General features: G+C 70.7%; 21 protein-coding genes, 1 tRNA gene and 4 pseudogenes. 17 read left to right on the forward strand and 9 right to left on the reverse strand.

Annotated elements, in window-relative coordinates; genetic code table 11:
* Positions 1–250 precede the first annotated feature (250 nt).
* From QHG49_RS34250 to QHG49_RS33740, 9 genes are all read left to right on the forward strand, one after another.
* Positions 251–604 carry an STAS domain-containing protein gene (locus tag QHG49_RS34250; RefSeq protein ID WP_370530553.1) on the forward strand — a complete coding sequence of 118 codons (354 nt, stop codon included), beginning with the start codon at positions 251–253 and terminating at the stop codon, positions 602–604.
* Complete coding sequence (locus QHG49_RS33700) at positions 601–2,802, forward strand: SpoIIE family protein phosphatase (RefSeq protein ID WP_301492601.1); 2,202 nt, start codon at positions 601–603, stop codon at positions 2,800–2,802. The genes QHG49_RS34250 and QHG49_RS33700 overlap by 4 nt, the downstream gene beginning before the upstream one ends.
* Before the next feature lie 78 nt (positions 2,803–2,880).
* Entirely contained in the window at positions 2,881–3,153 is a 273-nt protein-coding gene (locus QHG49_RS33705) for a DUF3253 domain-containing protein (RefSeq protein ID WP_145491837.1), read from the forward strand.
* A gap of 389 nt (positions 3,154–3,542) precedes the next feature.
* Positions 3,543–5,684, forward strand: coding sequence for a glycogen debranching protein GlgX (gene glgX / locus QHG49_RS33710; protein WP_145491841.1), 2,142 nt, complete (start codon positions 3,543–3,545; stop codon positions 5,682–5,684).
* A gap of 130 nt (positions 5,685–5,814) precedes the next feature.
* Entirely contained in the window at positions 5,815–5,961 is a 147-nt protein-coding gene (locus tag QHG49_RS33715; protein WP_167532448.1) for a hypothetical protein, read from the forward strand.
* Complete coding sequence (locus QHG49_RS33720; protein WP_167532453.1) at positions 5,961–6,563, forward strand: PRC-barrel domain-containing protein; 603 nt, start codon at positions 5,961–5,963, stop codon at positions 6,561–6,563. The genes QHG49_RS33715 and QHG49_RS33720 overlap by 1 nt, the downstream gene beginning before the upstream one ends.
* Positions 6,560–7,015, forward strand: coding sequence for a PRC-barrel domain-containing protein (locus tag QHG49_RS33725; protein WP_159707688.1), 456 nt, complete (start codon positions 6,560–6,562; stop codon positions 7,013–7,015). Before QHG49_RS33720 ends, QHG49_RS33725 begins: the two co-directional genes overlap by 4 nt.
* Before the next feature lie 451 nt (positions 7,016–7,466).
* Entirely contained in the window at positions 7,467–7,700 is a 234-nt protein-coding gene (locus tag QHG49_RS33730) for a chaplin (protein ID WP_370530597.1), read from the forward strand.
* A gap of 321 nt (positions 7,701–8,021) precedes the next feature.
* Entirely contained in the window at positions 8,022–8,669 is a 648-nt protein-coding gene (locus QHG49_RS33740; protein WP_301492603.1) for a carbonic anhydrase, read from the forward strand.
* A gap of 126 nt (positions 8,670–8,795) precedes the next feature.
* Here QHG49_RS33740 and QHG49_RS33745 read toward each other — a convergent pair whose 3' ends face one another.
* Entirely contained in the window at positions 8,796–9,773 is a 978-nt protein-coding gene (locus QHG49_RS33745; protein ID WP_301492604.1) for an L-threonylcarbamoyladenylate synthase, read from the reverse strand.
* A gap of 720 nt (positions 9,774–10,493) precedes the next feature.
* Positions 10,494–10,979 carry a MarR family winged helix-turn-helix transcriptional regulator gene (locus tag QHG49_RS33750; protein WP_186337975.1) on the reverse strand — a complete coding sequence of 162 codons (486 nt, stop codon included), beginning with the start codon at positions 10,977–10,979 and terminating at the stop codon, positions 10,494–10,496.
* 157 nt (positions 10,980–11,136) lie between these two features.
* Here QHG49_RS33750 and QHG49_RS33755 point away from each other — a divergent pair, with 157 nt between their 5' ends.
* The 6 genes from QHG49_RS33755 (at position 11,137) to QHG49_RS33780 (ending at position 16,764) form a co-directional block, all read left to right on the forward strand.
* On the forward strand, positions 11,137–12,297 hold the full coding sequence (locus tag QHG49_RS33755; protein WP_301492605.1) for a PP2C family protein-serine/threonine phosphatase: 1,161 nt from the start codon (positions 11,137–11,139) through the stop codon (positions 12,295–12,297).
* Positions 12,298–12,410: 113 nt separating this feature from the next.
* Positions 12,411–13,295 (forward strand): STAS domain-containing protein, encoded by an 885-nt coding sequence (locus QHG49_RS33760; RefSeq protein WP_301492607.1) that lies wholly within the window; start codon positions 12,411–12,413, stop codon positions 13,293–13,295.
* The gene (locus QHG49_RS33765) at positions 13,292–13,705 is read left to right on the forward strand and encodes an STAS domain-containing protein (protein ID WP_159707696.1); all 414 of its coding nucleotides are present in this window, start codon (positions 13,292–13,294) and stop codon (positions 13,703–13,705) included. The genes QHG49_RS33760 and QHG49_RS33765 overlap by 4 nt, the downstream gene beginning before the upstream one ends.
* Positions 13,705–14,151, forward strand: coding sequence for an ATP-binding protein (locus tag QHG49_RS33770; protein ID WP_145491865.1), 447 nt, complete (start codon positions 13,705–13,707; stop codon positions 14,149–14,151). Before QHG49_RS33765 ends, QHG49_RS33770 begins: the two co-directional genes overlap by 1 nt.
* On the forward strand, positions 14,148–15,191 hold the full coding sequence (locus QHG49_RS33775) for a SpoIIE family protein phosphatase (RefSeq protein ID WP_145491867.1): 1,044 nt from the start codon (positions 14,148–14,150) through the stop codon (positions 15,189–15,191). The genes QHG49_RS33770 and QHG49_RS33775 overlap by 4 nt, the downstream gene beginning before the upstream one ends.
* A 346-nt stretch (positions 15,192–15,537) precedes the next feature.
* On the forward strand, positions 15,538–16,764 hold the full coding sequence (locus QHG49_RS33780; RefSeq protein WP_370530554.1) for a PP2C family protein-serine/threonine phosphatase: 1,227 nt from the start codon (positions 15,538–15,540) through the stop codon (positions 16,762–16,764).
* Between the two features lie 11 nt (positions 16,765–16,775).
* On the opposite strand, the gene QHG49_RS33785 is transcribed toward QHG49_RS33780, so the two are convergent.
* From QHG49_RS33785 to QHG49_RS33800, 4 genes and pseudogenes are all read right to left on the reverse strand, one after another.
* Positions 16,776–17,285, reverse strand: a complete 510-nt coding sequence (locus QHG49_RS33785) for a MarR family winged helix-turn-helix transcriptional regulator (RefSeq protein WP_145491872.1) — start codon at positions 17,283–17,285, stop codon at positions 16,776–16,778.
* A gap of 213 nt (positions 17,286–17,498) precedes the next feature.
* Complete coding sequence (locus tag QHG49_RS33790; RefSeq protein WP_301492611.1) at positions 17,499–18,461, reverse strand: YihY/virulence factor BrkB family protein; 963 nt, start codon at positions 18,459–18,461, stop codon at positions 17,499–17,501.
* Positions 18,462–19,059: 598 nt separating this feature from the next.
* Positions 19,060–19,287 (reverse strand): hypothetical protein, encoded by a 228-nt coding sequence (locus QHG49_RS33795; protein ID WP_301492612.1) that lies wholly within the window; start codon positions 19,285–19,287, stop codon positions 19,060–19,062.
* Positions 19,288–19,762: 475 nt separating this feature from the next.
* Positions 19,763–20,233: pseudogene (locus QHG49_RS33800) on the reverse strand (SAM-dependent methyltransferase); the annotation flags it as partial.
* A gap of 713 nt (positions 20,234–20,946) precedes the next feature.
* Between QHG49_RS33800 and QHG49_RS33805 the strand changes: the two are divergent.
* Positions 20,947–21,081, forward strand: a pseudogene (locus QHG49_RS33805) (VOC family protein); the annotation flags it as partial.
* A 251-nt stretch (positions 21,082–21,332) separates the two neighbouring features.
* Here QHG49_RS33805 and QHG49_RS33810 read toward each other — a convergent pair.
* Complete coding sequence (locus QHG49_RS33810; RefSeq protein WP_159707704.1) at positions 21,333–21,869, reverse strand: DUF4232 domain-containing protein; 537 nt, start codon at positions 21,867–21,869, stop codon at positions 21,333–21,335.
* Positions 21,870–22,144: 275 nt separating this feature from the next.
* Here QHG49_RS33810 and QHG49_RS33815 point away from each other — a divergent pair.
* A pseudogene (locus QHG49_RS33815) lies at positions 22,145–22,670 on the forward strand (GNAT family N-acetyltransferase).
* A gap of 270 nt (positions 22,671–22,940) precedes the next feature.
* Here the strand turns inward: QHG49_RS33815 and QHG49_RS33820 are convergent.
* Positions 22,941–23,338 (reverse strand): annotated as a pseudogene (locus tag QHG49_RS33820) (SDR family NAD(P)-dependent oxidoreductase); the annotation flags it as partial.
* Between the two features lie 233 nt (positions 23,339–23,571).
* Positions 23,572–23,665 (reverse strand) — tRNA-OTHER (locus QHG49_RS33825).
* Positions 23,666–23,951: the final 286 nt, after the last annotated feature.

The following is a 23,951-nucleotide window of genomic DNA, read 5'->3' on the forward strand; positions in this document are numbered from 1 at the left end:
ATTCGCGCAGGACACTGAGCCAACCCCCGGGGGCAGCGACTGCGTTGAGCAGCTCACACCTGAAGTGCGGCGTGCCCCTCCGCGGTCCCGGCGCGAGCTGCGCGCCAGGCGAAAGCTGGTGGCGCCCCTTGGCCTCCGGAGCCCGGCCGGACCCGGCGCTACCGGCTGTCTGATAATCGGTGGAGGCGCAGAAGGCGGAGGAGGGTCGACGGTGTTCTCGGTGGATGCGGGGCCAGGCGGATGTGAGTGCGTGCTCGCTCTGCGCGGTGAGCTGGATTACGCCAGTGCCGCGCAGTTGCGGGAGGCGGCGGATGCGGTGCTCGCCGGGCCACAGCCGCCTGCCTTGATGATCCTCGACTGTTCGGCCCTGGAGTTCTGTGACTCCTCCGGCATCAATGTCCTGATCGGGATGCACCAGCGGCTGGCGGCGCGCGGCGGTGTGCTGAGGCTGGCGGGAGTGCCCGGTTCGGTGACCCGGGTGTTCACGCTGACCGGTCTGGACCAGGTCATAGGCCTGTACGGCACGGTGGCCGACGCGTCGGCCACCGTGCCCGGCGACCACGGAGCGTCCTCCGTGCCTGCGGCCGGCAAGAGGCAGCGATGACCCCCGTTCCGGAGCAGCAGCCCGTCGAGGCCGTGAACCGTCCAGGCGGCCCAGAGGGGGACCACGACCTCCGGGCCCTGTTCGGCCGGTCCACGGCGGTGTTCGCGTCCCTGTCCGGCCCGGCCCACATGGTGGAGGTCGCCAACGAGGCGTTCTTCGCCGCGATCGGCGGCGCGGAGCGGGTCCGCGTGGGAGTGCCGCTGGGGCAGTTGATGCCGGAGCTGGCCGAGCAGGGCTTCATCACCTTGCTGGATCAGGTCTACCGCACCGGCGAACGGCACGTCGGGCGCGACGCCCGGGTGATGATCGGGACCGGCTCCGCGGCACGGGAGGCGTTCTTCGACTTCACGTACGAGCCGCGGACGGACACGGGCGGCAACGTCACCGGCGTACGGGTCATCGGGGTGGAGACCACCCAGGTCAAGCATGCCCAGCGGCTCACGGCCGAGCACCGCGTGCTGCTGGAGCAGATCGCTCGCCAGGCGCCCCTGGCCGAGGTGCTGGAGGGCATGGCTCACGCGATCGAGGACCTGGCACCGGAAGGCGTCCTGGTCTCCGTGCTGCTCGCCGACGCCGACGGCAAGCATCTGCGGCACGGCGCGGCCCCGAGCCTGCCCGATTTCTACAATCAGGCCATCGACGGTATCGCCACCGGCGAGGGTGTCGGCTCCTGCGGCACCGCCGCCCACCGGCGCCGGCCGGTCATCGTCTCCGACATCACCACCGACCCGTTCTGGGACGACTTCCTGCACCTCGCCCAGGCCGCGCGGCTGGCGGCCTGCTGGTCCACGCCCATCCTGGCCAGGGACGGTTCCCTGCTGGGCACCTTTGCCATGTACCACCGCACCCCGCGGGCGCCCCAGGAGTCCGACCTCGCACTGGCCCGTGTATTCGCCGACACCGCCGCCCTGGCCATCGAACGTCACCACGCCGACGAGGCCCGCCGGGCCGCCGAGAGGAAGGAGCAGGCGGCACGTGCCGACCTGGCCTTCCTCCTCAACGCCAGCACCGTCCTCACCTCCGGACTGGACCAGGGACAGACCCTGCGGCGCCTGGCCACCTCCTGCATCCCGGTGCTGGCCCCGCTGGCCGCGGTCGACATCGTCGACCAAGGCAGGGTGCGCCGCATCGCCACCGCCGCCCCCACCCAGGCCCAGCAGGACCTGCTCGCCTCCCACATCCCCGTCTACGACACCGACGACGACGCCGTCGCCCGCGTCCTGGCCTCCGGCCTGAGCGAGGTCGCCCGCCGTACCCCCACCGGTCCCGGTCCCTGGCACGAGCTGGGCGTCACCGGCTACCTGTGCGCCCCGCTCCTGGACCGGGGCCACGCCTTCGGCACCCTGACCCTGCTGTCCACCGGAGAGCACACCTTCGACGGCCACACCATCGCCCTCGCCGAGGAACTCACCCGGCGCGCCGCCTCAGCCGCGCTCAACGCCCGGCAGTACACCCAGCGCGTCGCGCTGACGCGCGATCTGCAAGCAGGACTCCTCCTGCCCGAGATCCCGGCCCTGCCCGGTGCCCAGGCCGCCGCCTACTACCACCCCGCCGGCGAGGGACTGGACATCGGCGGCGACTTCTACGACCTCTTCCCCCTCGACGACGGCAGCTGGGCGTTCATGCTCGGCGACGTCTGCGGCCGCGGCGCCACAGCCGCCACCACCACCGCCCTGGTCCGCCACACCGCCCGCGCCGTCGCCCCGCTCCTGCCCGGCCCCGAAGCAGTCGTCCGAGCCGTCAACAAAGCCCTCCTGCAACGGCCCCACAGCCACGGCACCGGTTTCGTCACCCTCGTCTACGGCCACTTCACCCCCGCCCGGACCGGTGGCCTCGACCTCACCCTCGTCCGAGCCGGCCACACCCTGCCCCTCCATCTCGACCAGCACGGCACAGCGCACCCCCTCGACTGCCCCGGCGGCCTCATCGGCATCAGCGACGACGCCCACCTCACCACCTGCCACCTGCACCTCGAACCGGCCGAAAGCCTCCTGCTGTACACCGACGGCATCACCGAAGCCCGTAACCACGACCGGGAACAATTCGGCGAGGAGCGCCTCGTCCACGCCCTCAGCAACGCCTCGTCCCCGCTCACCGCACAGCAGACCATCGACGCACTCACCCGCGCCGTCCACGCCTTCACCGGCCCGGACGGCATACACGACGACCAGGCGGCCCTCGTCCTCACCGCCGACTGACCCCTCCACCGGAAAGAGACCGGTGCGCTGTCAGGCTTTCGACGCCCGTCCCGGCCGGGCCGGTGGGAGACTGGTGGGATGGCGCACAGCGATCGGGAAGCTGACCGGCGCTTGGAGCGAGCGATCCTGGAACTGCTGGATCGCCGCGGTCCGACCGCCACGATCTGCCCCTCCGACGCCGCGCGTGCGGCGTACGAAGGGGACGACGACGGCTGGCGCGCGCTCATGGAACCGGTCCGCCGCGCCGCACGACGCCTGGTCGCTGCCGGCACGGTGGAGATCACGCAGTCCGGCCGTCCTGTCGAGCCGGCCACGGCCCGTGGCCCCATCCGCATCCGCCGTGCGCGCTGACACGGCGGACCCCGAAAGGCCCCGCGCGCAGCGGGTCCGGGGCTGACGCCGGAACGTCGGCGATTCGGGAGGGGACCCGGAGGAAGACGGCCGAGCGATCCGGCGCCGGCCCCCTACGGCAATGCCGCCAAGGGCTGACGGACCAGCGCGCATTCGGTGCCTTGGGCCTCCGAATCCTCCGCCGACTGGTTCGAGGAACACGGTCCCAATCTGTCGGCCCGGCATGGAGGCCGAAGCCGGCTTCCTGTCCGACTCCACCGCCAGCAATGTTCGCCGCCGACCGGGCCGAGGCGGCTGAGCGGGCACCGGGGGCATGCCCGCGCGCGGCCCGGGCACAAGTGAACGACGGGCAGGGGCTTCCCCCACCCATGCCGGGGAGGGACGTGGTCATGCGTATCTGGCAAGAGAGCACGAAGATGGGCCCGCGGCCGGGCCGGATGTCGCCGCTGGGCGCCACCTTCGACGGCGCCGGGACGAACTTCGCCGTGTTCTCCGAAGTCGCGCAGCTCGTGGAGCTGTGTCTCTTCGACGAAGATGGATCGGAAGAGCGCGTCCCACTACGGGAGGTGGACGGCTTCGTCCACCACATCTACCTGCCGGACGTCGGGCCCGGACGGCGCTACGGGTTCCGGGTGCACGGTCCTTGTCGTCCGGAGCGGGGTGAGCGCTGCAACCCGAACAAGCTGCTGCTCGACCCCTACGCCAAGGCGATCGAGGGTGAGATCCATTGGGACGAGGCCCTCTTCCCCTACCGTTTCGGGGACGTCGAGCAACGGAACGACCTGGACTCCGCGCCCTACACCGCGAAGTCGGTGGTGGTGAACCCCTACTTCGACTGGGGCAGCGACCATCCGCCGCGGACCCCGTACCACGAGACGGTCATCTACGAGGCCCACGTCAAGGGCATGACGCGGACCCACCCCGCGATCCCGGAGGCCGTTCGCGGCACCTATGCCGCGCTCGCGCACCCGGCCATGGTCGAATACTTCGTCAAACTCGGTGTCACCGCGGTGGAACTGATGCCGGTCCACCAGTTCGTGCAGGACCACGCCCTGGTGCAGAAGGGACTGTCGAACTACTGGGGGTACAACACCATCGGGTTCTTCGCGCCGCACAACGCCTACTGTTCCTCGGGGCAGCGGGGCGAGCAGGTGCAGGAGTTCCGCTCGATGGTCAAGGCCCTGCACGAGGCAGGTATCGAGGTGATCCTCGACGTCGTCTACAACCACACCGCGGAGGGGAACCACCTCGGCCCGGTGCTGTCGTTCAGGGGTCTGGACAACGCGGCGTACTACCGCCTGTCCGAGCAGGACCCGCGCTTCCACTGGGACACCACCGGCACCGGCAACAGCCTGCGGATGAACCACCCGCACACCCTGCAGCTGATCATGGACTCGCTGCGCTACTGGGTGACCGAGATGCACGTCGACGGCTTCCGGTTCGACCTCGCCGCCACCCTGGCACGCCAGTTCCACGCGGTCGACCGGCTGTCGTCGTTCTTCGACCTCGTCCAGCAGGACCCGGTCATCTCCCAGGTCAAGCTCATCGCCGAGCCGTGGGACGTCGGCGACGGCGGCTACCAGGTCGGCAACTTCCCCCCGCTGTGGACCGAGTGGAACGGCAAGTACCGCGACACCGTACGCGACTTCTGGCGCGGCGAGGGCGGCACCCTGGGGGAGTTCGCCTCCCGCCTCACCGGATCCTCCGACCTCTACCAGAGCGACGGCCGCCGCCCCTACGCGTCGGTCAACTTCGTCACCGCGCACGACGGATTCACCCTGCGCGACCTGGTCTCGTACAACGGCAAGCACAACGATGCCAATGGCGAGGGAAACCGGGACGGCGAGAACCACAACCGCTCCTGGAACTGCGGGGTGGAGGGCGCCACCAGGGATCGCGACGTCCTCGCCCTGCGCGCCCGGCAGCAGCGCAACCTCCTCGCCACCCTGCTGCTCTCCCAGGGCGTGCCCATGCTGCTGCACGGTGACGAACTCGGCCGCACCCAGCACGGCAACAACAACGCCTACTGCCAGGACGGGGAACTGTCCTGGATCGACTGGCCGAACGTCGTCGACGGCAGCGAACTGCTCGACTTCACGCGCAGGCTGATCACGCTGCGCCGCGATCACCCGGTCTTCCGCAGACGACGGTTCTTCAAGGGCCGGGTGGCTCACGGCAGTAGCGCCGACGGCAAGGACATCACCTGGTTCACCCCCGCCGGGCGCGAGATGAACGACACCGACTGGGACACCGGCTTCGCCAGGTCCCTGATGGTCCACCTCAACGGGAAGGCCATCACAGAACCGGACCTGCGCGGCCTGCGGGTGGAGGACGACTCCTTCCTCCTGCTCTTCAACGCCCATAGCCAGACCCTCACCTTCACCCTCCCCGAGGAGACGGGCCGGTGGTGGGCGGTGGAGGTGGACACGGCCATCCCCTACACCGAGTACCGGCCGCTGATCAAGGGCGGCAGCGAGGTCGAGGTCGAAGCCCGCGCCATGCTCGTGCTGCGGGATCACCAGGACGGCTGACCCCGCCCGGACGGTGTCCGGCTCTTCGCCACGGTGGAAGGCGTGCAACCCCGCTGGGCGGGAAGCCGGAAGCCAGGGGAGCGCCACATGGGGCGACGACCCGGGCGGAGACGGCAGAAGGAGGTCGGCGATGGAATGGTCTGGCTGGATTGTTTTCCTCATCGCGGTGGTGGTGTTGCTCGCCGCCGCGGCACTGGTGGTCCAGGCCAAACGCCGTAGCGGAACGGTGATCGCCATGCGTTCGGGTCGCGGGCCGGGCGGGAAGGAGAAGCGGTGATCACCCCCCTGCTCGCCTCGGAACTGACCAAGAGGGTGGTCGTGACCCTGGGCGGCGAGGCGGTCGCTCAGGTCAAGGACACCGTCTTCGACTTCAGGGCAGGCCGGATCACCGGCTTCACCTTGAGCGGGCGCGGCCTGCTCGCCGGTCCGCTCAAGGTGAGCCTGCCGCTCTCCGGAGTGCACGCCATCGGACCGTCCGCCGTGATGATTCCCGGTACGGCGGTCCTGGTGGAGCGGAAGGCGGTTCTGGCGGCCCATCAGGCCGAGCACGGGCAAGTCATCGGCGCACCGGTCCTCACGGACGAGGGCACCGAAACGGGCACGGTCCTGGACGTCGTGATCGAGGCCGGCAGCAGCGGTCGCGTGATCGGCTTCGAGATCGCCATGAAGGAGAGTGCCGACCACGAGAAGCGCAGGGCGTTCATCCCGCGCGGGGAGGCGCTCGCCGTCTCCGGACGGGCCATGGTCATCCCGGCGCAGGCCCGCCACTTCGTCGCGGACGACTTGCCCAGCTTCGGCGCCCAGGTCGAGGCATTCCGCCGGCACACCGCGCCGCCGACCCACTTCACGCCCACGACCGACGAAGAGGCCCCGTCATGAGACTGTTGAGTCAGACCCGTGGCCTGCCGGTGATCACGACCGCGGAGGCCGAGGAATTGGGCCGCGTGGAGGACCTGACCGTCGACCCGCGCACGAGGAGTGTCGTCTGCGTGCGTCTGTCCGGAGCTCCGAAACACGCGACGACGATCGCGTGGGAGCTGATCGAAGGAGTGGGACAGGACGCCGTCGTCGTACGGTCCCTCGCCTCCGCCGGTGTCGGCCCGCACGAATTTCCCACCCATCACGAGATTCTCGGCAAGCGGGTCCTGACGGAACACGGCACCGAGCACGGCACCGTCAAGGACCTCGCCTTCGACACCGCCACGGGGCACATCCACACGCTGTACACGGCCCTCGGGGACATCCCAGGAGACCACCTCCTGGGCGTCGGCGAGTACGCGGTCGTCGTACGCGGTGCCCGGACAGCGTCTTCACATGATCACCGCTGGTGATCATGGTGTCGTGATACGTCGCCACGTACTGGCCGACGCCGAGCGCGGGGCCCTGAACGGGACCTTGTGAAAATTCCGGACCGGGACGGCCTGGCGGGGCGCACCCGAGCGCTGTGGTCCCTGGGGCCACGCTGCGCACGCGATTTCGCGATATGTACGGCCGCCGGCCTCCTCCGCACGGCCTCCGCACGACCGACCGGAGTCCACCGAGCGCGTCACGCTGGACCAGGGGCCCCGGTCAAGCTTGCGGACGGCCGAGCCGGGCTCGACTGCTGCGCGATGGCCGCTGATGTAGCGCGATCGGGTGATCCGGCCCGTCATACCCAGTCCGCGCGCAGGGTGGCAGCGGATTACCGGTGCCTGGTCGCGGCACGCGGCGGGCCGGCGGTGGCTGCCGCCGCGACAGGGAGGAAGGCGCGTGAACATGATGATGTCTCTGCGGTCTCGAGTGATGCGAGGAGCGGGTCTGGTGGCCGCCGCGGGTTCGGTGCTGCTCGGCGGCGCGGCGGCCGCGGCGGCCGACAGCGGAGCGCAAGGGGCGGCGGTCGGCTCGCCCGGTGTCCTGTCGGGCAACGTGATTCAGGTCCCGGTCGACATCCCGGTCAACGTCTGCGGGAACACCGTCGACGTGATCGGCTTGCTCAACCCCGCCTTCGGCAACGCCTGCGTCAACACCGGCATGTGACGCACCAGGCGCCACCGCGACAGTCCTGTCCGAGGGGGCCCGGGCCCCTGCCCAAGCATCCTCGGACGGGCTGTCGCCCCAACCTCTGGTGCGGCGACGTTCTCACCGACTCACTGACTCACCGACTCACCGACTCACCGATGAACGCGGAGTGGCCGCCGCCGCATTCTGGCGACGCGCGCACGCCTTTTTCTCCACGCCCGGCGTAACCCTTGAAAGGGCCCCTGACCGACAGCGGCTCCCGCTCTCGGTCCCTACAGTTCGGCCGGGCTTCGAATGACCGTGCGGGCAACCTGCGAGCCGTACATCTAGGCTGCGGGCATGACCGAGACCCATACCCCGAGCCCGACACCACGCGAAGCCTTCGAACTGCTGCTGGCCGGTAACCGGCGCTTCGTGGCCGACACCCCCGAGCACCCCAACCAGGACGTCGCCCGCCGCACCGAGACCGCACCGTCCCAGCAGCCCTTCGCCGTGCTGTTCGGCTGCTCCGACTCCCGGCTGGCCGCCGAGATCATTTTCGACCGCGGCCTGGGCGACCTGTTCGTGGTCCGCACCGCGGGCCACGTCATGGGACCCGAGGTGCTGGGCAGCATCGAATTCGGCGTGGACGTACTGGGCTGCCCGCTGATCGTGGTTCTGGGCCACGACTCGTGCGGGGCGGTGGGCGCGGCGTGCGCCGCGCTGCAGAACGGCATGACGCCGGCCGGATACGTCCGGGACGTCGTCGAACGGGTGACCCCGAGCGTGCTGGCCGCGCACGCCGCCGGACAGGTCGAACCCGAGGAGATCCTCGCCACGCACATAGGGCACACCGTCGACCTGCTGCTCGACCGGTCCCGGGTCCTCGCCGAGAAGGTCGCTGCGGGCCGGGCCGCCGTGGTGGGCCTGCGCTACCGCCTGGCGGACGGCAGCGCGCACCTCGTCACCTCCCGAGGACTCGACATGCCGGTGTCCAGCGCCACCTGATCTCCGCCGGCCGTGCGGACGCGGGGGAGGCACGCCGCCCCTCCTGCGTCCCGACGACGTCCCGACACTCCCGCAACCGGCCGCCCGCAGCGGGAACGGCTCGCTGAAACACGGAGTCTGTATCGGTCACACGGTGGATCGCGGCCCCGCGGCGCGGCGCAGCCGATTGGCGATCGCCAGTCCCAGCCCCTCCTCCGCCGGCAAGGACGCGAAGATCAGGTCGCACCCCTGCTCGTCGAACCCACGCAGGAACCCGTACAGCTCGCGTGCGTACGCGGCCGTCGAACGGGGGACGGGCACCACGGCGTGCACCTTGGCCACGGCACCGGCGGACGAGGCCGGGAGGAAGACGCCTACCTGGTGCCCCGCCTCCTGCGCCAGCTCCGCTTCGGCGAGCACCTTCTCCGGCTCGACGAGGACGACGCGCGCCCGTGGCGCGTAGTGCGACGGGTGCTGGCCGGGCACCCGCACGCGGCTCGACGAGGGGACTTCGAACGGGCACCCCACAACCGCTTCGAGTTCCTCGCGCGTCACCCCGCCCGGCCGGAGGATGCTCGGCGTATCGCCCGTGACGTCGACGATGGTCGACTCGACGCCGACCGCGCAGGGGCCGCCTTCCAGCACGAAGTCGACCGCGCTGCCGAGCTCGGCACGGACATGGTCCGTCGTGGTGGGGCTGACCGAGCCGAACCGGTTGGCGGACGGGGCCGTGACCCCACCGCCGAAGGCCGCCAGCAGGGCCAGTGCGACCGGGTGGTCGGGTACGCGCACGGCCACCGTGTCAAGACCACCGGTCGCCTCCAGAGGCACCCGGCGACCGCGCCGCAGCACCAGGGTGAGCGGCCCCGGCCACAGGTGCTCGGCCAGCAGACGCGCCGCCGCAGGCACGTCCTGGACCCAGTCGTCCAGCAGATCGGCGTGGCCGATGTGGACGATCAGAGGGTGGGTGGGCGGCCGTCCCTTGACCTGGAAGATGCGGGCGACGGCGGCGGGGTCCTCGGCGTTGGCGCCCAGGCCGTAGACGGTCTCGGTCGGGAGGGCGACCAGCCCCCCGGCACGCAGCACACCGGCCGCCTGCTCGATGTCACTGGTTCTTGCTGTCACCCGCACAATCCTAGGAGCAGAAAGTCCGGCACTGCCCCGATCCGGCTCGGACCAGCGCGGTCCCCCTCCGAGGCGGCCGTTGGACTGCCGGGACAGGCGCCGATGGCGTGGACGACGCCGTTCAACGATTGACGAGCTGACGGGGGTTTTCATCCACCGGGTGGAGGACGCCACCCGGCTACCCGCCCAACTCGGTCGAACCTGCGAACAGGATCGGCGCTGTCCTGTACCCCTCCGAGAGCGGGTGAGGGCTCGCGCCTCGCGACCCCCGGGCCGACCCGGACGCGTGCGCCGACGAGGAGCGATCGCCCCCCGCTCCCCGCTCGTGATCCGTTGCCGTCCGCCCCCGTACACCGCGTCGGCGGCGTGCCGCGTCGCGCGACAACTCTCGACCCACGGCGGTCGGCCGTCACTTGGGCGATTCGGCCGTTCTTCCGCGGGGATCCGTCCGGCACTCGCCGAGCGGCCGCCCGGGTCGCCGCCGGGAGACGTGCGCGGACGGACTCGGGGTATCCGAACCCAGGTAGGGGCCCCTGTGAGCATCTGTTGCCATTTGACAATAATGGTCTTGGGGCAAGAAAGTGACCGTGTCGAGCCGCACGGGGAAGGGCGGGGAATGTTCCGGTGGGCGGAGGTTGCTCCGTGCGGTGGTCGCCGACGTTCTGCGGCGTCGGGAGATCCGGTGGGGCGCTCCGGTGTTCGGGCGGCCCGGCCGTCCGCTCAGGCCGTCCGGCCGTCCGACCGCTCGGCCGGGTCGTGCATCTGCGATGCCGCCGCGCGGCAGAACGCCTCCAGGCCCTCCAGCAGCGCCGTTCGCTTGCCCGCGGGCATGAGGGCCAGGACCGCCTCCAGCTCCTTCTCCCTGCGCGCGCGCAGGTCCACCAGGAAGGCCCGGCCCTTGGAGCTGAGGTGCAGGCGCACTTCGCGCCGGTTGACCGCGCTTATCACGCGTTCGACGAGGCCGGCGGCGACCAGGCGGTCGCACAGCCTGCTGGTGGACGGAGGCGTGGAGGCGAGGGCGTCGCTGAGTGTGCGCAGGTTGATACCGTCCTGGTGCTCCAGGGTCAGCAGCACCCGCATCTGGGATGCCGACGCCGGAGCGGTGGAGGCCCGGCCCCACAGGACTTCCAGCAACTCTCCAGCCGTCGCGGTCACACGGGCGACCTCGACGGGCTCCGGGCGGGGGCGGAAAGCAGCCACTGTCACACTCTCGCAGGCACTGGGACGGCCGCCAGCCTACTAGGCGCCCGCAGTAGCTGGAGAGCTTTGGCCGGCCCGGGCGGCTCGACCCGGCTGAATCGTATGACCTCCTCACGTGAGCAGGCTGTTGAGTCTCCGTCGGAAGAGTGGTGTTTTTACCATCGTGAACAGATTTGTGACCGCCGAGCGCGCGCTGCGCACGGCGGCACCCCACGGTTTGCTCGACGCTGTCCGTCGGGTGCTGGCCGATCAGTACGCCGCGGAGTCGGTGGAGCTGTTCATGGCCGACTACGGCCTGACGGTGCTTCAGCCGGTCTCGGTGCTGCCGCACGTCAGGAACCCGGTCTCCGTGCACAACAGCGTCGCGGGCCGGGCTTTCAGCGCTCAGGAAGCGGTCGTCGAGGCCCGTGCCGACCGGCGCGTGCGGGTACACCTGCCGGTCAGCGTGCGCGGGGACCGGCTCGGCGTACTGTCCGTGACGCTCGTGGACGACGGCCAGGTACGGGACCTGCTGGGCGAGTTGATGGACATCGCCGAGGTGCTCGGGCACGAGGTGGTCGTCGCCGAGCGGGACACCGACGTCTATCTGCAGGCGCGACGCAAGGACCGGCTCACCCTCGCCGCCGAGATGCAGTGGCAGCTCTTGCCCGGGCGCTCCTGCTCCCTCCCCGAGTACGACCTGGGGGCGCAGCTGGAGCCGGCGTACGCGATCTTCGGGGACAACTTCGACTGGTCCACCACGGCCGATCACCTCATGCTGTACGTCACCAACGGGATGGGGGCGGGTATAGAGGCGTCCTTGCTGACGAATCTGGCGATCAACGCACTGCGGAACGCCCGGCGTGCCGGGATCGCCATCGACGACCAGGCGGCCCTGGCCGACCAGGCGGTGTACGCCCACTACCAGGGCCGCTGCTACCTGTCGGTGCTGATGTTCGACTTCGATCTCGCGACGGGCCGCGCCACCGTGGTGGATGCCGGTTCCCCGCGGCTGCTGCGGCTGCGCGACGGTGTCGTGGAGCGGGTCGTCTTCGAGGCGCAGCTTCCGTTGGGCATGTTCGAGGAGACCGACTACGTGACCCAGGACTTCCGGGTCGAGCCCGGCGACCGGCTCGTCTTCGTCAGCGACGGGGTGCACGCGGTCGCCGGCCCCAAGGGCGAGGCCGACGGCGACATCGCGCTGACCCGGGCGATCCAGGCCACCCGCCTGCTCCCCGCGGCCGAGGTGCCGCGCGCCATCCTGCGGGAGCTGTCCGGACACCGCGGTCAGTCGGTGCCGGACGACGACGCCCTCGTCGTCTGCCTCGACTGGCGCGGACGCTGAGTGTGTCGATCCTGTGTTGTTTGCGCACCGCTCCAGCGCTTACGTTTGTCATGAGGCAATAATTGTCTTTTGGTGATCAGTCGCTGGCCGTCGGGCCTGTACAAAAGGAGACGATGCAGTTGTCGGAGCAAGAGTCGGTCACACCTTCAGCGCGCGCGTTGACGGGCTTCCTGAAGCACCGCCGGGAGCAGATCGCTCAGCGGTGGGCCGATGTCCCGCTCTTCCGGTCGGTGTTCACCGTCTCGCGCGACGAGGCCGTGGACGCGTGCAAGTCGGTCGTGGACGCCCTCGCCGTCGTGGCGTCGACCGGGCGACTCGAGGACATCGAGGCCCCCGGTTTCGACACCGTCCGCGAGCAACTCGGCAGCATGTCCGGGTCCCGCAGCCGCATAGGTCTGAGCCCGGCCCGGATCGCCGACGAGGTGGCCGCCCTGCGTCCGTCGGCGGCCGAGCTGCTCCGGGCGGAATTCCCGGACCCCGCCGCCGCGGAGGCCACCGAGAGCCTGCTGGATCTCACGACGCTCATGGGCACCCTGCGACTGGTGGTGATGCAGACGGCGCTCAGCGCGGGGGAGGAGCTGATCACACGACAGCGTCAGCAACTGCTCGAAGTGGCCACCCCGGTGATCAAGCTGTGGGAGGGCGTCGTCGCGGTGCCGCTGATCGGCACACTGGACAGCGCGCGCAGTCAGGTCGTCATGGAATCGCTGCTGCAGAGCATCGTCACCCAGCGTGCGCGGTACGCCATCCTGGACATCACCGGTGTCCCCACGGTCGACTCCCTCGTGGCCCAGCACCTGATGAAGACGGTCGCCGCCGCCCGCCTGATGGGCGCCGACTGCATCGTCTCCGGCATCCGTCCGGCCACCGCGCAGACCATCGTCCAACTCGGCATCGACCTGGGTACCGTCCTCACCCGTGCCTCGCTCGCCGACGCCCTGGCCTACGCCCTCCGCCGGCAGGACATCGCAGTGTCCGCGGGGGCGAGCCTGCGGTGACCGCGCACATCCCCGACCGCGCCACAGCGGTGCCGGTCCTGGCACTGGGGCAGACGCTGCTGGTCAGTCTCCAGGGGGAGTTGTACGACACCCTGGCCGAGCAGCTCCAGCACGACATCACCCTCCGCGTCGCCGACAGCGAGGTCACCGGCGTGATCATCGACATCTCCGGAGTGGAGATCGTCGACTCCTACCTGGGACGCGTACTGGCCGAGATCGCCGCGGGCGCGCGGCTGATGGCGGCCCGCACCGTACTGGCCGGCATGCGGCCCGCCGTGGCGATCACCCTGGTCGAGCTGGGCCTGACCCTGCCCGGCCTGATCACCGCCCTCGACGTGGAACGCGCGCTGGAACTTCTCGCGCGACCCTCGGCGCCGGACGGACCCGGTCTCCCCGAGAGGGCGGCCTGATGACGGCCTCCGACCCCGCCATGACGATACGAGTGCCGATCGGCTCGGACGCGGACCTGTCCTGGGTAAGGCAGCAGGTACGCCAGCGCGCGGCCGAACTCGCCTTCGGACTCGTCCAGCAGACCAAACTGGTCACCGCGGCCAGCGAACTGGCCCGCAACACTCTGGTCCACGGGGGCGGCGGACACCTGGAGATCGCTTCGCTGGGACATGGCGGGACGGACGGCCTGTGCCTCTCCTTCGTCGACGACGGCCCGGGGATCCGCGACGTCCGGCTCGCCATGACCGACGGGTACACCACAGGCGGCGGTCTGGGGCTCGGCCTGAGCGGCGCCCGGCGCCTGGTGGACGAATTCAAGATCGACAGCGAACCCGGCCGGGGCACCACCGTCACCGTCATCGCCTGGGCCACAGGTCTGCCCGTGACCGCGCGGGCGGTGCGATGACGCGCGTCTGGGACATCCCGGTGCACGACTCCACCCGCGTACGTGATGTCCGGGTGGCGGCCGAGGCGGCCTGCCTCCTCGCGGGCATCGACCCGCACCGCACCGCACTGGCCGCTCTGGCCGCCACCGAACTGGCCACCAACCTGCTCAAGCACGCCGGCGGCGGTCGCATGGTGATCGGTCTCGTCGACCATCCGCCGGAGGAGGCGCGCGCCGCGGCGGTCCAGCTCACCGCCCTCGACCACGGCCCCGGCATCGGCGACGTCAGCGCCGCGATGCGTGACGGCCACAGCACCAGCGACGCGTCACTGGGCGCCGGTCTGGGGACCTGCCTGCGCATTTCCAGCGCCTTCGACCTCTACAGCACGCACCGGGGCACCGTCGCCGTCTCCCGCATCGATCAGGACGGCAAGGAGAAGGCCAGGTCAGCGCCCAGGGCGGGCGGGATCAACGTTCCGCTCGCCCACGACGAGCACTCGGGAGACGCCTGGTGCTGGACACGCTCCGGCGCCCGGGTGACCGTCATGCTCGCCGACGGCCTCGGCCACGGAGCCAAGGCCGCACACGCCTCCGACACAGCGGTCGCCGAACTGCACCGCTCCGCACACCTGCCCGTCGCCGAGATCCTGCGCCGGATGCACCCCGCCCTGCGACTGACCCGCGGGGCGGCCGTCGCCGTCGCCCAGCTCGACACGGACGGTGGAGAACTGACCTTCGCCGGAGTCGGCAACATCGGCGCCCGGCTGTACGCGGAGAGCTCATGGGAGCACCTCGTCTCCCACCCCGGCATCGTCGGCGCCCAATTCCCCGCCACGGTGCCCGTACGGTGCCGGACCTGGGGGCCGGACAGCCTGCTCGTCCTGCACAGCGACGGATTGCCCAGCCGGTGGGTGCCGCCCGAGGACGGCGACCTCCTCGCCCACGACCCGGCGGTGGTGGCCGCGACCATCCTGCGGGACGCCAGCAGCCCCGCCAGCCCCGCGCGCGACGACACCTGCGTGGCCGTCCTGGCCGGAGACCGGGCGGACCGGCGCCCATGACCGCCGCGGTGCCCGGAAGACCTGCGCCACGGAAGCCGTCCGCGGCGGATCTTCGCAGCATGCCTCGCCACCGTCCGCCACGGCGACGGACAAAGGACCCGGTATCGAGGTCCCCCTGGGACGCCCGCGCCGACCGCCCCAGGGGGACTACCCCGGACGGAGCGCCCCACCCAGGAGCCGAACCGTCCAGCCGTACCCGTGCCGCGCTCGACGAGTCACCTCCGCGGGAACCCGCAGGGTGCGCCGAAGCGCTGCTCCAGCCGACGGACCACCACTGCGCACGCGGCACCGACGTCCGCCTGCTGCGGAGCGGAACCGGCTCGTGCCGCGATAGTGTGAAGGCCGTATGGGGAGGGTGAACGCCGTGAATGCCGCTGAACCGTTTTCGTCCGCGGAGAGCCGACTGCGGGCCGTGCCGCCCCACGCTCTCGTCGCCACCGCCGCCACCCTCCTGGCCGAGAGATTCGACGCCGAGGACGTCACCCTGCTCCTCGCCGACTACGGCCTGACCGCCCTGCAGCCGATCACGCATCTGCCGCACACCAGCGAGCCGGTCTCCGCGCACGACGGACCCGCCGGCACCGCGTTCACCGGTCAGACGCCGGTGATCGAGGTCATCGCCGGCACCACCGCGGAACGCGTGCACCTGCCCATCACCGTCCGGGGCGACCGGCTCGGCATCCTGTCCGTCGGCGTACCCGCCGCCTCCGCCGACCCGGCGGCGATCCTCCGGCTCGGCGAGTTCGCCACGGCTCTCGGGCACGAGATCGCCGTCGCGGGCCGGGACACCGACCTGTATCTGCAAGCCCGCCGTACCCGCCGCCTCACCCTCGCCGCCGAGATGCAGTGGCAGCTCCTGCCGGGACGAGGCTGCGCCCGCCGGGAGTACACCATCGGCGCGCACCTGGAACCCGCCTACGCCGTCGGCGGTGACAACTTCGACTGGTCCACCAGCGCCGACCACCTCGACCTCACCGTCACCGACGGCATGGGCCAGGGCATCGACGCCTCCTTGCTCACGAACCTCGCCGTGAGTGCCCTGCGCAACGCCCGTCGTGCCGGCCTCGCCCTCGCCGACCAGGCCGCCCTCGCGGACCAGGCCGTCTACGCCCAGTACGGCGGCAAGGTGTACGCCGCCACGCTGCTGCTCCGCTTCGACCTGGACACCGGAATCGTGCACGCCGTCGATGCCGGTTCTCCTCAGCTCTACCGCCTGCGCGACACCGGCATCGAACTGATCGAACTGGAAGCGCAGCTACCACTGGGCATGTTCGAGGAGACTCCGTACGACGAGCAGACCTTCGGGGTGGAACCGGGCGACCGTCTGGTCGCCATCAGTACCGGTGTGCACGGCACCCGTTCGGCGACCGGAGACGTCTTCGGGGAGCGCGCCCTGAGGCAGATCCTGGGCGCGACACGGCAGACCTCTCCGCATGAGACGGCACGCTCGGTCGTCGCCGGACTGATCGAACACTTCGGCAGCAAGGACCTCGTCTCGGACGCGGCGGTGATCTGTCTCGACTGGACGGGCAGGGTCATCGACGCGGCTCGTCCGACCTCCGCGGGCGCCTGATCACGGGCTTGTCATCCCGCGTCCGGCGCCCCTCCCGGAGACGACGGTGTACTGCTGAGAGCGACAAGAAGTGCTTTCATACCGCAGCTCAGCGCCGACCGCTCCGCCGGCTCCATGGCCGCCAGGGCGATCGCCAGCGCCTGGGTCCGCCGCTCCGCCACGTCGTCCAGCACCCGGCGTCCTGACACGGTGAGACGCAGACGGACCTCGCGGCGCTTCTCCGGGTGCAGCGCACGATCCAGCAGGCCCGCCGCCTCCAGCCGGTCGCACAGCCGGCTCGCCGTGGGGAGCCCGATGTCCAACCGCTCGGCCAGCGCGGTGAGGTTCAGCCCTGGTGCCGCGTCAAGCGCCCGCAGCGCCCGCAACTGGTGCAGGGACAGGCGCAGGGCCGCCTCCTGCGCGGCCAGCGACCACAGGTTCGTGAGACTCTCCACGGCGTCGGCGATCTCCCGTGCAACGGCGTTCGCGCGAACGTCCGGTCCCTCCACACGATCGCCGCCAGAGTCGTCGAGCCTGGTCACGAACACATCGCTTTCAGTGAGTTCCGCGTGCTGCCGAGAGAAGCCTCATGCAATCGCTGTACCCGAAGACACGGGATACACGCAGGTCCCATGGTGACCGGCACCGTTCGTACACGACGCCCTTCCTCCCGGCGTCCGACATGCGGATGAGAACGGTGTCGCTCACCTCGTAGCAGTCAGCGGCGAGATCGACATGAGCAGTGCCGGCCGCCTTCACCTGACGGACCTGTTCGTCCTCCCCGCCGCGCACCCGGAGGATTCGCACGGATGGACCGAACAAGGTGGATGATCCCCGTGGGCTCGCTTCGCCAGTTCGACGTTGAACTGCGCGCCCGCCAGGAGGGCGAGGTTGGCCAGCCAGAGCCAGACGAGGAATATCACCACCCCTGCCAGGGAGCCGTAGAGGCGGTGGTACGTGTTCGCGTGCGAGGCGTAGACGGTGAAACCGAAGGAGGCCGACAGCACCAGTACGATCGCCAGGCCGCCACCCGGAGCCATCCTGCGCAAGGGACGCGACGGTGCCGGACCCGAGCGGTAGAGCACCAGGACCAAGGCGACGGCCACCACTGCCAGCGCGGGCCAGCGCAGCGCGTCCCACGCGGCCTGCGGAACGGTGCCCATGTCCAGTGCCCGGCCCACACTGCGCGCCAGCCCGCCGCTCACCAGCAGAGCGAACGTCGTGACCAGGAGGGACGCGAGCAGGACGAGCACCGTGATGATGATGCGCGGAGCAGTCCGCCACACCGGCCGGTGCGCACTGACGTGGTGCATGGCGTGCAGGGCCCGGCGGAAGACGCTCAGGTAGCTGGAGCCCGACCACAGCGCCCCCGCCGCCCCGAAGAAGAGCAGCAGCCAGGCCGCGGTCGACTGGCCGGCCAACTGCAGCAGGACGTCCCGCAGCAGGCCACGGGACTCGGCGGGGACCATTTTCGTGAGCCGGTCGATCACCTCGGGTTTCGCCGTGGGCATGGTGAGCCCCAGCACCGACAGAAGCACGAGGAGGACGGGGAAGAGCGCGAGCACCGCGTAGTAGGTCAGGGCGGCGGCCCAGTCCGTCACGTCGTCGTTCCAGATGGAGACGGGCGTCCGGCGCAGAGCGGCCCACCACCGGTATGTTCTGCCGCCGCTCTCGCACGGGCGGTCGTCCGCTTCCGGGACGGTGATCCTGTCCGACATCCTCGTCGATCCTGTCCTTCCAGACGTGGATGGTGTGCGCACAGCGCGTCTACCCGACCGACGGTCAGTGATGTGCCCCCGTTCCGGTGACCACGGCGAAGACGTCGATGCCGTACGGGACAATCCGCCGAACACGGGTGAACGCCATCGGCCCGCTCACCTCCTCACCCGGGCGGCGGCCGGGACCGCCGGACAACCCCGTGTGCCTGGGCCGCTCGGGCAGATCGAGCCCCTGCTGTTCGTGGAATGCCTGTGGCACGGGGAGGCGCGCCACCGTCACTGCCGAGGGCGACGCCTCCATCCCCACGGTCCAGTCCGGGGACCGGACCATCGTCAGCGAGGCGGGCTGACCTCCGGGCAACCAGGGCTGAGCTGACCTGCCGCACCAGTGACCCGGCCCCGCGCTTGCGGGGCACGCCGCCGTTTCTGTCATGGAAACCAGCCTCCCGTGTCGCGGTTGGTGGTGCAGGTTTGGGTGGTTTGTCGCGTGGTGTGGTACTGCGTCGTCATGGTGTCGGTGCCACGGCGTCCATCTCCTTTCCGAGCCCGGAGTGGGACCGGGGCCCGTCGATGGGACGAGCCCCGGCAGGGCATCGGGTCAGAGCAGACGCTGACGCAGCTCGGCGGCCGGCACACCGCCGGCCCCCAGGACGGCGAGGGCCTCCTGGAGCTTCATCCCGCGGGCGAGCAGGACGAACAGCGCGGCCAGGAGTATGACCAGCAGGAGTAAGGAGACCCGCGGCGAGGACTGGGCGGTGCTCGCCGGGGTGTGCGCGCACGGCCCGTTCTGCTCAGCAGGAACGGGCTCGGGAAGGAGGTACGACAAGGAAGTTGACTCCCGACGCCCGGAGCCTGGGTGACCGGGGCGCTGCCGTCCCCGAAGTCGACCGAGTACGTCGCGATGGGCTTGCCCCACGAAGTGGTGGCGTCGTCGGTCCGCACCGAGGCGACGAACGGCGCGACGCCCCTCGACGGCGACGGCATGTCGTCGCCGGGGACGGTGAGGGTGTCCTGCCGTTCGATGGCACCTCGGTCGGGGCGGCCCGTCGTGCCGGTGCCGGTGCCGGTGCCGGCGACGAGCGGGTCGTCCACGACCGGTGCACCGTCGATATCGGTGGTCAGCTCGCCCGGTGCGTCGGCATCGCCGGAGTCGATGAGCGCGGAGCGCTCGGGCGGCGCGGTGTGGGCGGGCACATTGAGCCCGTCGATGTCGTGCGCGCCCTGGCCGGTCGCGTCGTGCAGCGACACGGCGGTGGTGTACGGGGTGTCGGCCCACGCGTACTCGGGGCGCGGCCGGGCGGCGGTACCGCCGGGTCGTGCCCCGCGGCCACCAGCGCGCCGGGCCAGTCCTCCCGCAGATCCACCGGGACGGTGATCCGCTCGCAGCGTGCGACGGCCTGCTCCTGGCGCAGCACCAAAGCCCTGAAGTCCAGTGGCGCGGCGGTGTCGACCTCGAAGAGCCGGGTGCCCGCGGGCCAGTCCATCCGGAAGGCCCGGCCGTCCATACCGGCGCCGAGCAGCACGACCTGCCGTATCCCGGACGCGGAGGCCTGCCGCAGCAGATCGTCGGGGAACTTCGTCCTGATGACGATGGAGAACGCGACACCCAGCCGACGCCGTCGCGCGGCCTCGTCGCCGGGCGGCGTCGACACGGAGGGCCCCAGCCCGCCGGCCGTGGCGAACGCCTGTGCCAGTGGATCGCGGAACAGCGCGTTCTCCCGCTCGGTCTTCAGCGCCCGCACCCTGGCCACCCCAACCGCCGTGGCCCACACTCCGGACGGCTGCACGTGCTCATGCTTCTGCTCTTCAGTCACCACGCCAGCCTGTGGGCTGTGCCTGGGAGCTGATCCTGAACGCGGCTTCTCCGCCCCGTCGGTAAGGAGGCCACCCTCCCACCCGGACCGGATGCTTCGGCCCGCTGAACGGAGCCATCTGGCAACTGCCCAGGTCAGCTGCGGTGAACTCATGACCGAAGCCCTGCCTGCCGACGTTGCCCACGTGCTGGACGCCATTCTGAGCATGGGGAACGACCCGGGGTTCGCACTCTTTCCGCGGACGCGGCATCTCCGGCTGCAGACGCGCTGTGCGTGCGGCTGCGGTTCTGCGGACTTCAGCATCGACGCGGGTGCTGTTGCTCCTGTCCCTGCGATCACGGGCACGCGAGTGGTGGCTGAGATATAACTGTTCGGCGCGGGTGGAGGGGCCGTCGGCGAGGTACTGGTGTTCGTCACGGACGGGTATCTGTCGCGGCTCGAGGTCTGCTCGTGGAGCGACGAACTTCGGACACCGCCCGACGCACACCGAATTCTGTGCTCATGCGACCGATGAACGGTCAAACGCCCCGCGCAGAGGTCTGACGCACCAGGGCAATGGCGCAACCGGACCGGCGCTGGGCCACACATGGTTTGGCTGTCCGGTGGAGGGCCGGTCCTACAGCGGGTGCGCAGAAGGCGACCCCTCAGTTCGGCGCGCGGACCTCCCATATTTTTTCCGCGAGCTTTTGGAACTCCCTGAAGCGCCGTCCTGAGGACCGTTCACCAACATTCAGCTCACCGACGGCGTGCTGCTTCAGCTCGCCGAGCCGCCGGTGGAGATCCAGATGCAGCATTACGCGTTCGTGTCCGGTCGAGTACCCGAGACGCGGCGCCCGACCGGACGGCAGGATCTGAGTGCCGACGAGGTTGGCGGTCGGAGTCGGGAGCAGCACGGTGGCCTACTTCGCCTGGGGGGCTTCACTGACCGCCTGGTGGCCAGGCGGTCGCTCGGGGTCCCTCATCGGCTGGTCAGGCGGTCGACTGCCGGGGGATGAGTACGGAAGCGGTACGGCCCGGGGGAGTGGGGTACCCCGGGCCTGTGGCTGTCCGCCGCCGGTTACAGCCCGACCGGGTTGATGTAGGTGCCCGGGTGGGTGGCGCCGTCCTGCTTGAGGATCTGGCCGCCGAACGGCCACTTCAGGGTGAAGTGAGTCGTCTCGTTCGGTGGGGTGACGAGGAACTTCGCCGGGACGAACTTCTCCTTCGGGGCCGTGGACTTGGCGACGGGGAGCAGCGTGATGCTGAAGTCGACCGTGCTGCCCTGCTGGAGGGTCATCCTCGGGGGCTTCTTGGCGGAGCGCGCGAGCGACCAGGTGCCGTCGGTCTTCTGGGCGCCGACCATGTCGACACCGGCGAAGCCCGCCAGGGTGCAGGCGTGCTTGCTCTTGTTGGTGAACCAGATGAACGCCTGGGTCTGCTTCTTGGTCTGCCCCATCTCCGGCGTTGCGTCGCCCCCCGTGGCGAAGCCGGCCTTCAGATCGGCGGTGTGGCAGCGGGTCGGAGCGGCGGGGGCGGCCGAGGCCGGGACGGCGGCAGCGGCGGTGCCGGCGACGACAACGGCTGCCAGAGCCACGGCGGTCAGCTTGTGCTTCATGAAAATTCGGTCCCCTTCGACTACGAATCGGCGCGCGAGGTCAATGCGCGCCTGCACACCTGAAGACGCACGAAGACCGGGGAAGGTTCGGTGGGCGAGGAGAGTCCTTCACGGCCGAGGGGCGCTCATCGCCGCCAGCCTGATCATGGCGGGTTGAGCCGCCGCGCTCCGGGGGCGGGTCACTCGGTCCCGCCGATGAGCGGACACGTCCGCCGGCCCCCGGGGAAACCCGTTGCGAGCGACCCGCATCGGATGTCTGACAGGGCGGCCACTGGCTGGGGAGGGAACATGAGGGTGCCGCTGCCGCCCCCTCGTTGCACACCGCTCGTCTTCGACTGCGTGCCTTCGAAGACGAGCGATGTGGACGATCTCTTCGCCCTGCAGAGCAACGCTCACATCTGGCGTATGGAACAGGAGGGCACGGGGGCACGGTTGGCCGTCGGTCGTGTCTCCGACGGGGCGTTCATCGGCTGGTGCACCCTGAACAGCTGGAATCCGGCCTTCCGCAGCGCGTCGCTCGGCTACTGCTACGACGACGCGGCCTGGGGCCGGGGCTGTGCGACCGAGGCGGCGCGTGCGCTGCTGGACTGGGCGTTCGACACGCTGGAGCTGAATCGCGTCCAGGCCGAGGCCGATACGCGCAACACGGCTTCCGCCCGCGTGCTGGAGAAGCTCGGCTTCCTGCGCGAGGGGACGTTGCGGGAGGACTGCGTCGTCAACGGCGACGTATCCGACTCGTGGGTCTACGGGCTGCTCCGACGCGAGTGGCAGCCGTCGTCGGAGCCGGTTCCCACCCACTGACTCCCGGACTGTGCGGTCTCAACCGTCTCGACGGCCGCTGACCTACAGGGAACCCGTTGCCTCGTCCCATCGGCCGCCGACGAGAATTCCCCGTTGCCGGCGGCCCTACGCGTGTACGGGACGTGGGTGCGGTGAGGGCCGCGCCGAACGCGGCCGTGCGCACGGCGGTACAAATGCGGTGGTTCACGGGGTACGACATGTGCTGCCGCAGTCGTCCGCGACCTGGTCCTCGCGGATGGTGACCAGCTGCCAGTGGATGACGCCGGTTGTCATCTCGGCGGGGATGGCCACGGCGGAGTCGCTGGGGAGGCCGAGGATCCGTCCCCAGCCGCGTTCCTTCATGCCGGGCAGGTAGGCGCGGATGAGGCGGACGGTGGACAGGACGCTGACCTCGAAGTGGCGGCGCCATTCGGCGTCGTCGAGCGCGGGCACGGTCCGAAGCGCGCGGGCACGGTCCGAAGCACATCGGCGGCGCCCCGCTCGGTCGCGAGGTCACCCGCGGCGCCGGTGACGTCCTCGCTGCCGGAGCCGGCGCGCACGGCGTCCGCGACGCGTTCCTCCCCGCGGCCGTTGACGGCGACGCGGGCTCCCGCGCGGGCGAGTCCGGTGGCGATGGCCGGGCCGATGCCCTGGGAGGAGCCGGTGACCAGGGCGGCACAGCCGGGGATGACGGACGCGGGGAATCACGATGCTCCGGTCCGCGAGAACGGACGCGCCGCGGACGGCACCGGGGCTACGCCATACGCCCTGGTGTTTTCCCACGATCGCCCCGCCGCCCTCAAGGCCGCGCGCCGCGCGCCCGGCCGCCTCGTCGGGGCCGTGGGTCGGTGGGGGATGCTTGTGCCGCTTTCCACTCGTCACGGACCGGGGCGTCCGGCGCGGGGTGTTCTCGGGGGTGTTGCGGAGAGGGCAGGATTCGAACCTGCGTGGACCTGCAAGGGTCCGACTTCGGGCTGCTGCCCTGGTCCCCGATAAGCCGCTCCGGGCACCTCTCCTCGTGTTCGGCCTGCGCTGCGGTGCCGTTCACGAGTACTACCGTGCCAGAACCCGCTGACACGCCCCTGACCGCCTGCTGACCGGCCCACCCGGCACCGAAGGCGCATGACGTACGACGCCCCGGGTTCACGCGAGCACGCCGGGCCTCCACGGCGGCGTGCTGGCCGCTTTCCTCCTTCTCCTCTAACGCCGCCGCGAGCGCGGTCTCGGCATCAGGGCCGCCTGCACCGGCCGCGGCAAGGGAACACTGCACTCCGCCGCGTTCCTCTTCGTGGTCGCAGTCGC

The sequence above is a fragment of the Streptomyces sp. WP-1 genome (genome assembly GCF_030450125.1).
GTDB lineage: Bacteria > Actinomycetota > Actinomycetes > Streptomycetales > Streptomycetaceae > Streptomyces > Streptomyces incarnatus.

Coding starts and splice junctions, on each gene's coding strand:
- QHG49_RS33700 (WP_301492601.1), top strand. CDS start 601: ATGACCCCCGTTCCGGAGCAGCAGCCCGTCGAGGCCGTGAACCGTCCA.
- QHG49_RS33705 (WP_145491837.1), top strand. CDS start 2,881: ATGGCGCACAGCGATCGGGAAGCTGACCGGCGCTTGGAGCGAGCGATC.
- glgX (WP_145491841.1), top strand. CDS start 3,543: ATGCGTATCTGGCAAGAGAGCACGAAGATGGGCCCGCGGCCGGGCCGG.
- QHG49_RS33715 (WP_167532448.1), top strand. CDS start 5,815: ATGGAATGGTCTGGCTGGATTGTTTTCCTCATCGCGGTGGTGGTGTTG.
- QHG49_RS33725 (WP_159707688.1), top strand. CDS start 6,560: ATGAGACTGTTGAGTCAGACCCGTGGCCTGCCGGTGATCACGACCGCG.
- QHG49_RS33730 (WP_370530597.1), top strand. CDS start 7,467: ATGCGAGGAGCGGGTCTGGTGGCCGCCGCGGGTTCGGTGCTGCTCGGC.
- QHG49_RS33740 (WP_301492603.1), top strand. CDS start 8,022: ATGACCGAGACCCATACCCCGAGCCCGACACCACGCGAAGCCTTCGAA.
- QHG49_RS33760 (WP_301492607.1), top strand. CDS start 12,411: ATGCAGTTGTCGGAGCAAGAGTCGGTCACACCTTCAGCGCGCGCGTTG.
- QHG49_RS33770 (WP_145491865.1), top strand. CDS start 13,705: ATGACGGCCTCCGACCCCGCCATGACGATACGAGTGCCGATCGGCTCG.
- QHG49_RS33775 (WP_145491867.1), top strand. CDS start 14,148: ATGACGCGCGTCTGGGACATCCCGGTGCACGACTCCACCCGCGTACGT.
- QHG49_RS33780 (WP_370530554.1), top strand. CDS start 15,538: ATGGGGAGGGTGAACGCCGTGAATGCCGCTGAACCGTTTTCGTCCGCG.
- QHG49_RS33790 (WP_301492611.1), bottom strand. CDS start 18,461: ATGTCGGACAGGATCACCGTCCCGGAAGCGGACGACCGCCCGTGCGAG.
- QHG49_RS33810 (WP_159707704.1), bottom strand. CDS start 21,869: ATGAAGCACAAGCTGACCGCCGTGGCTCTGGCAGCCGTTGTCGTCGCC.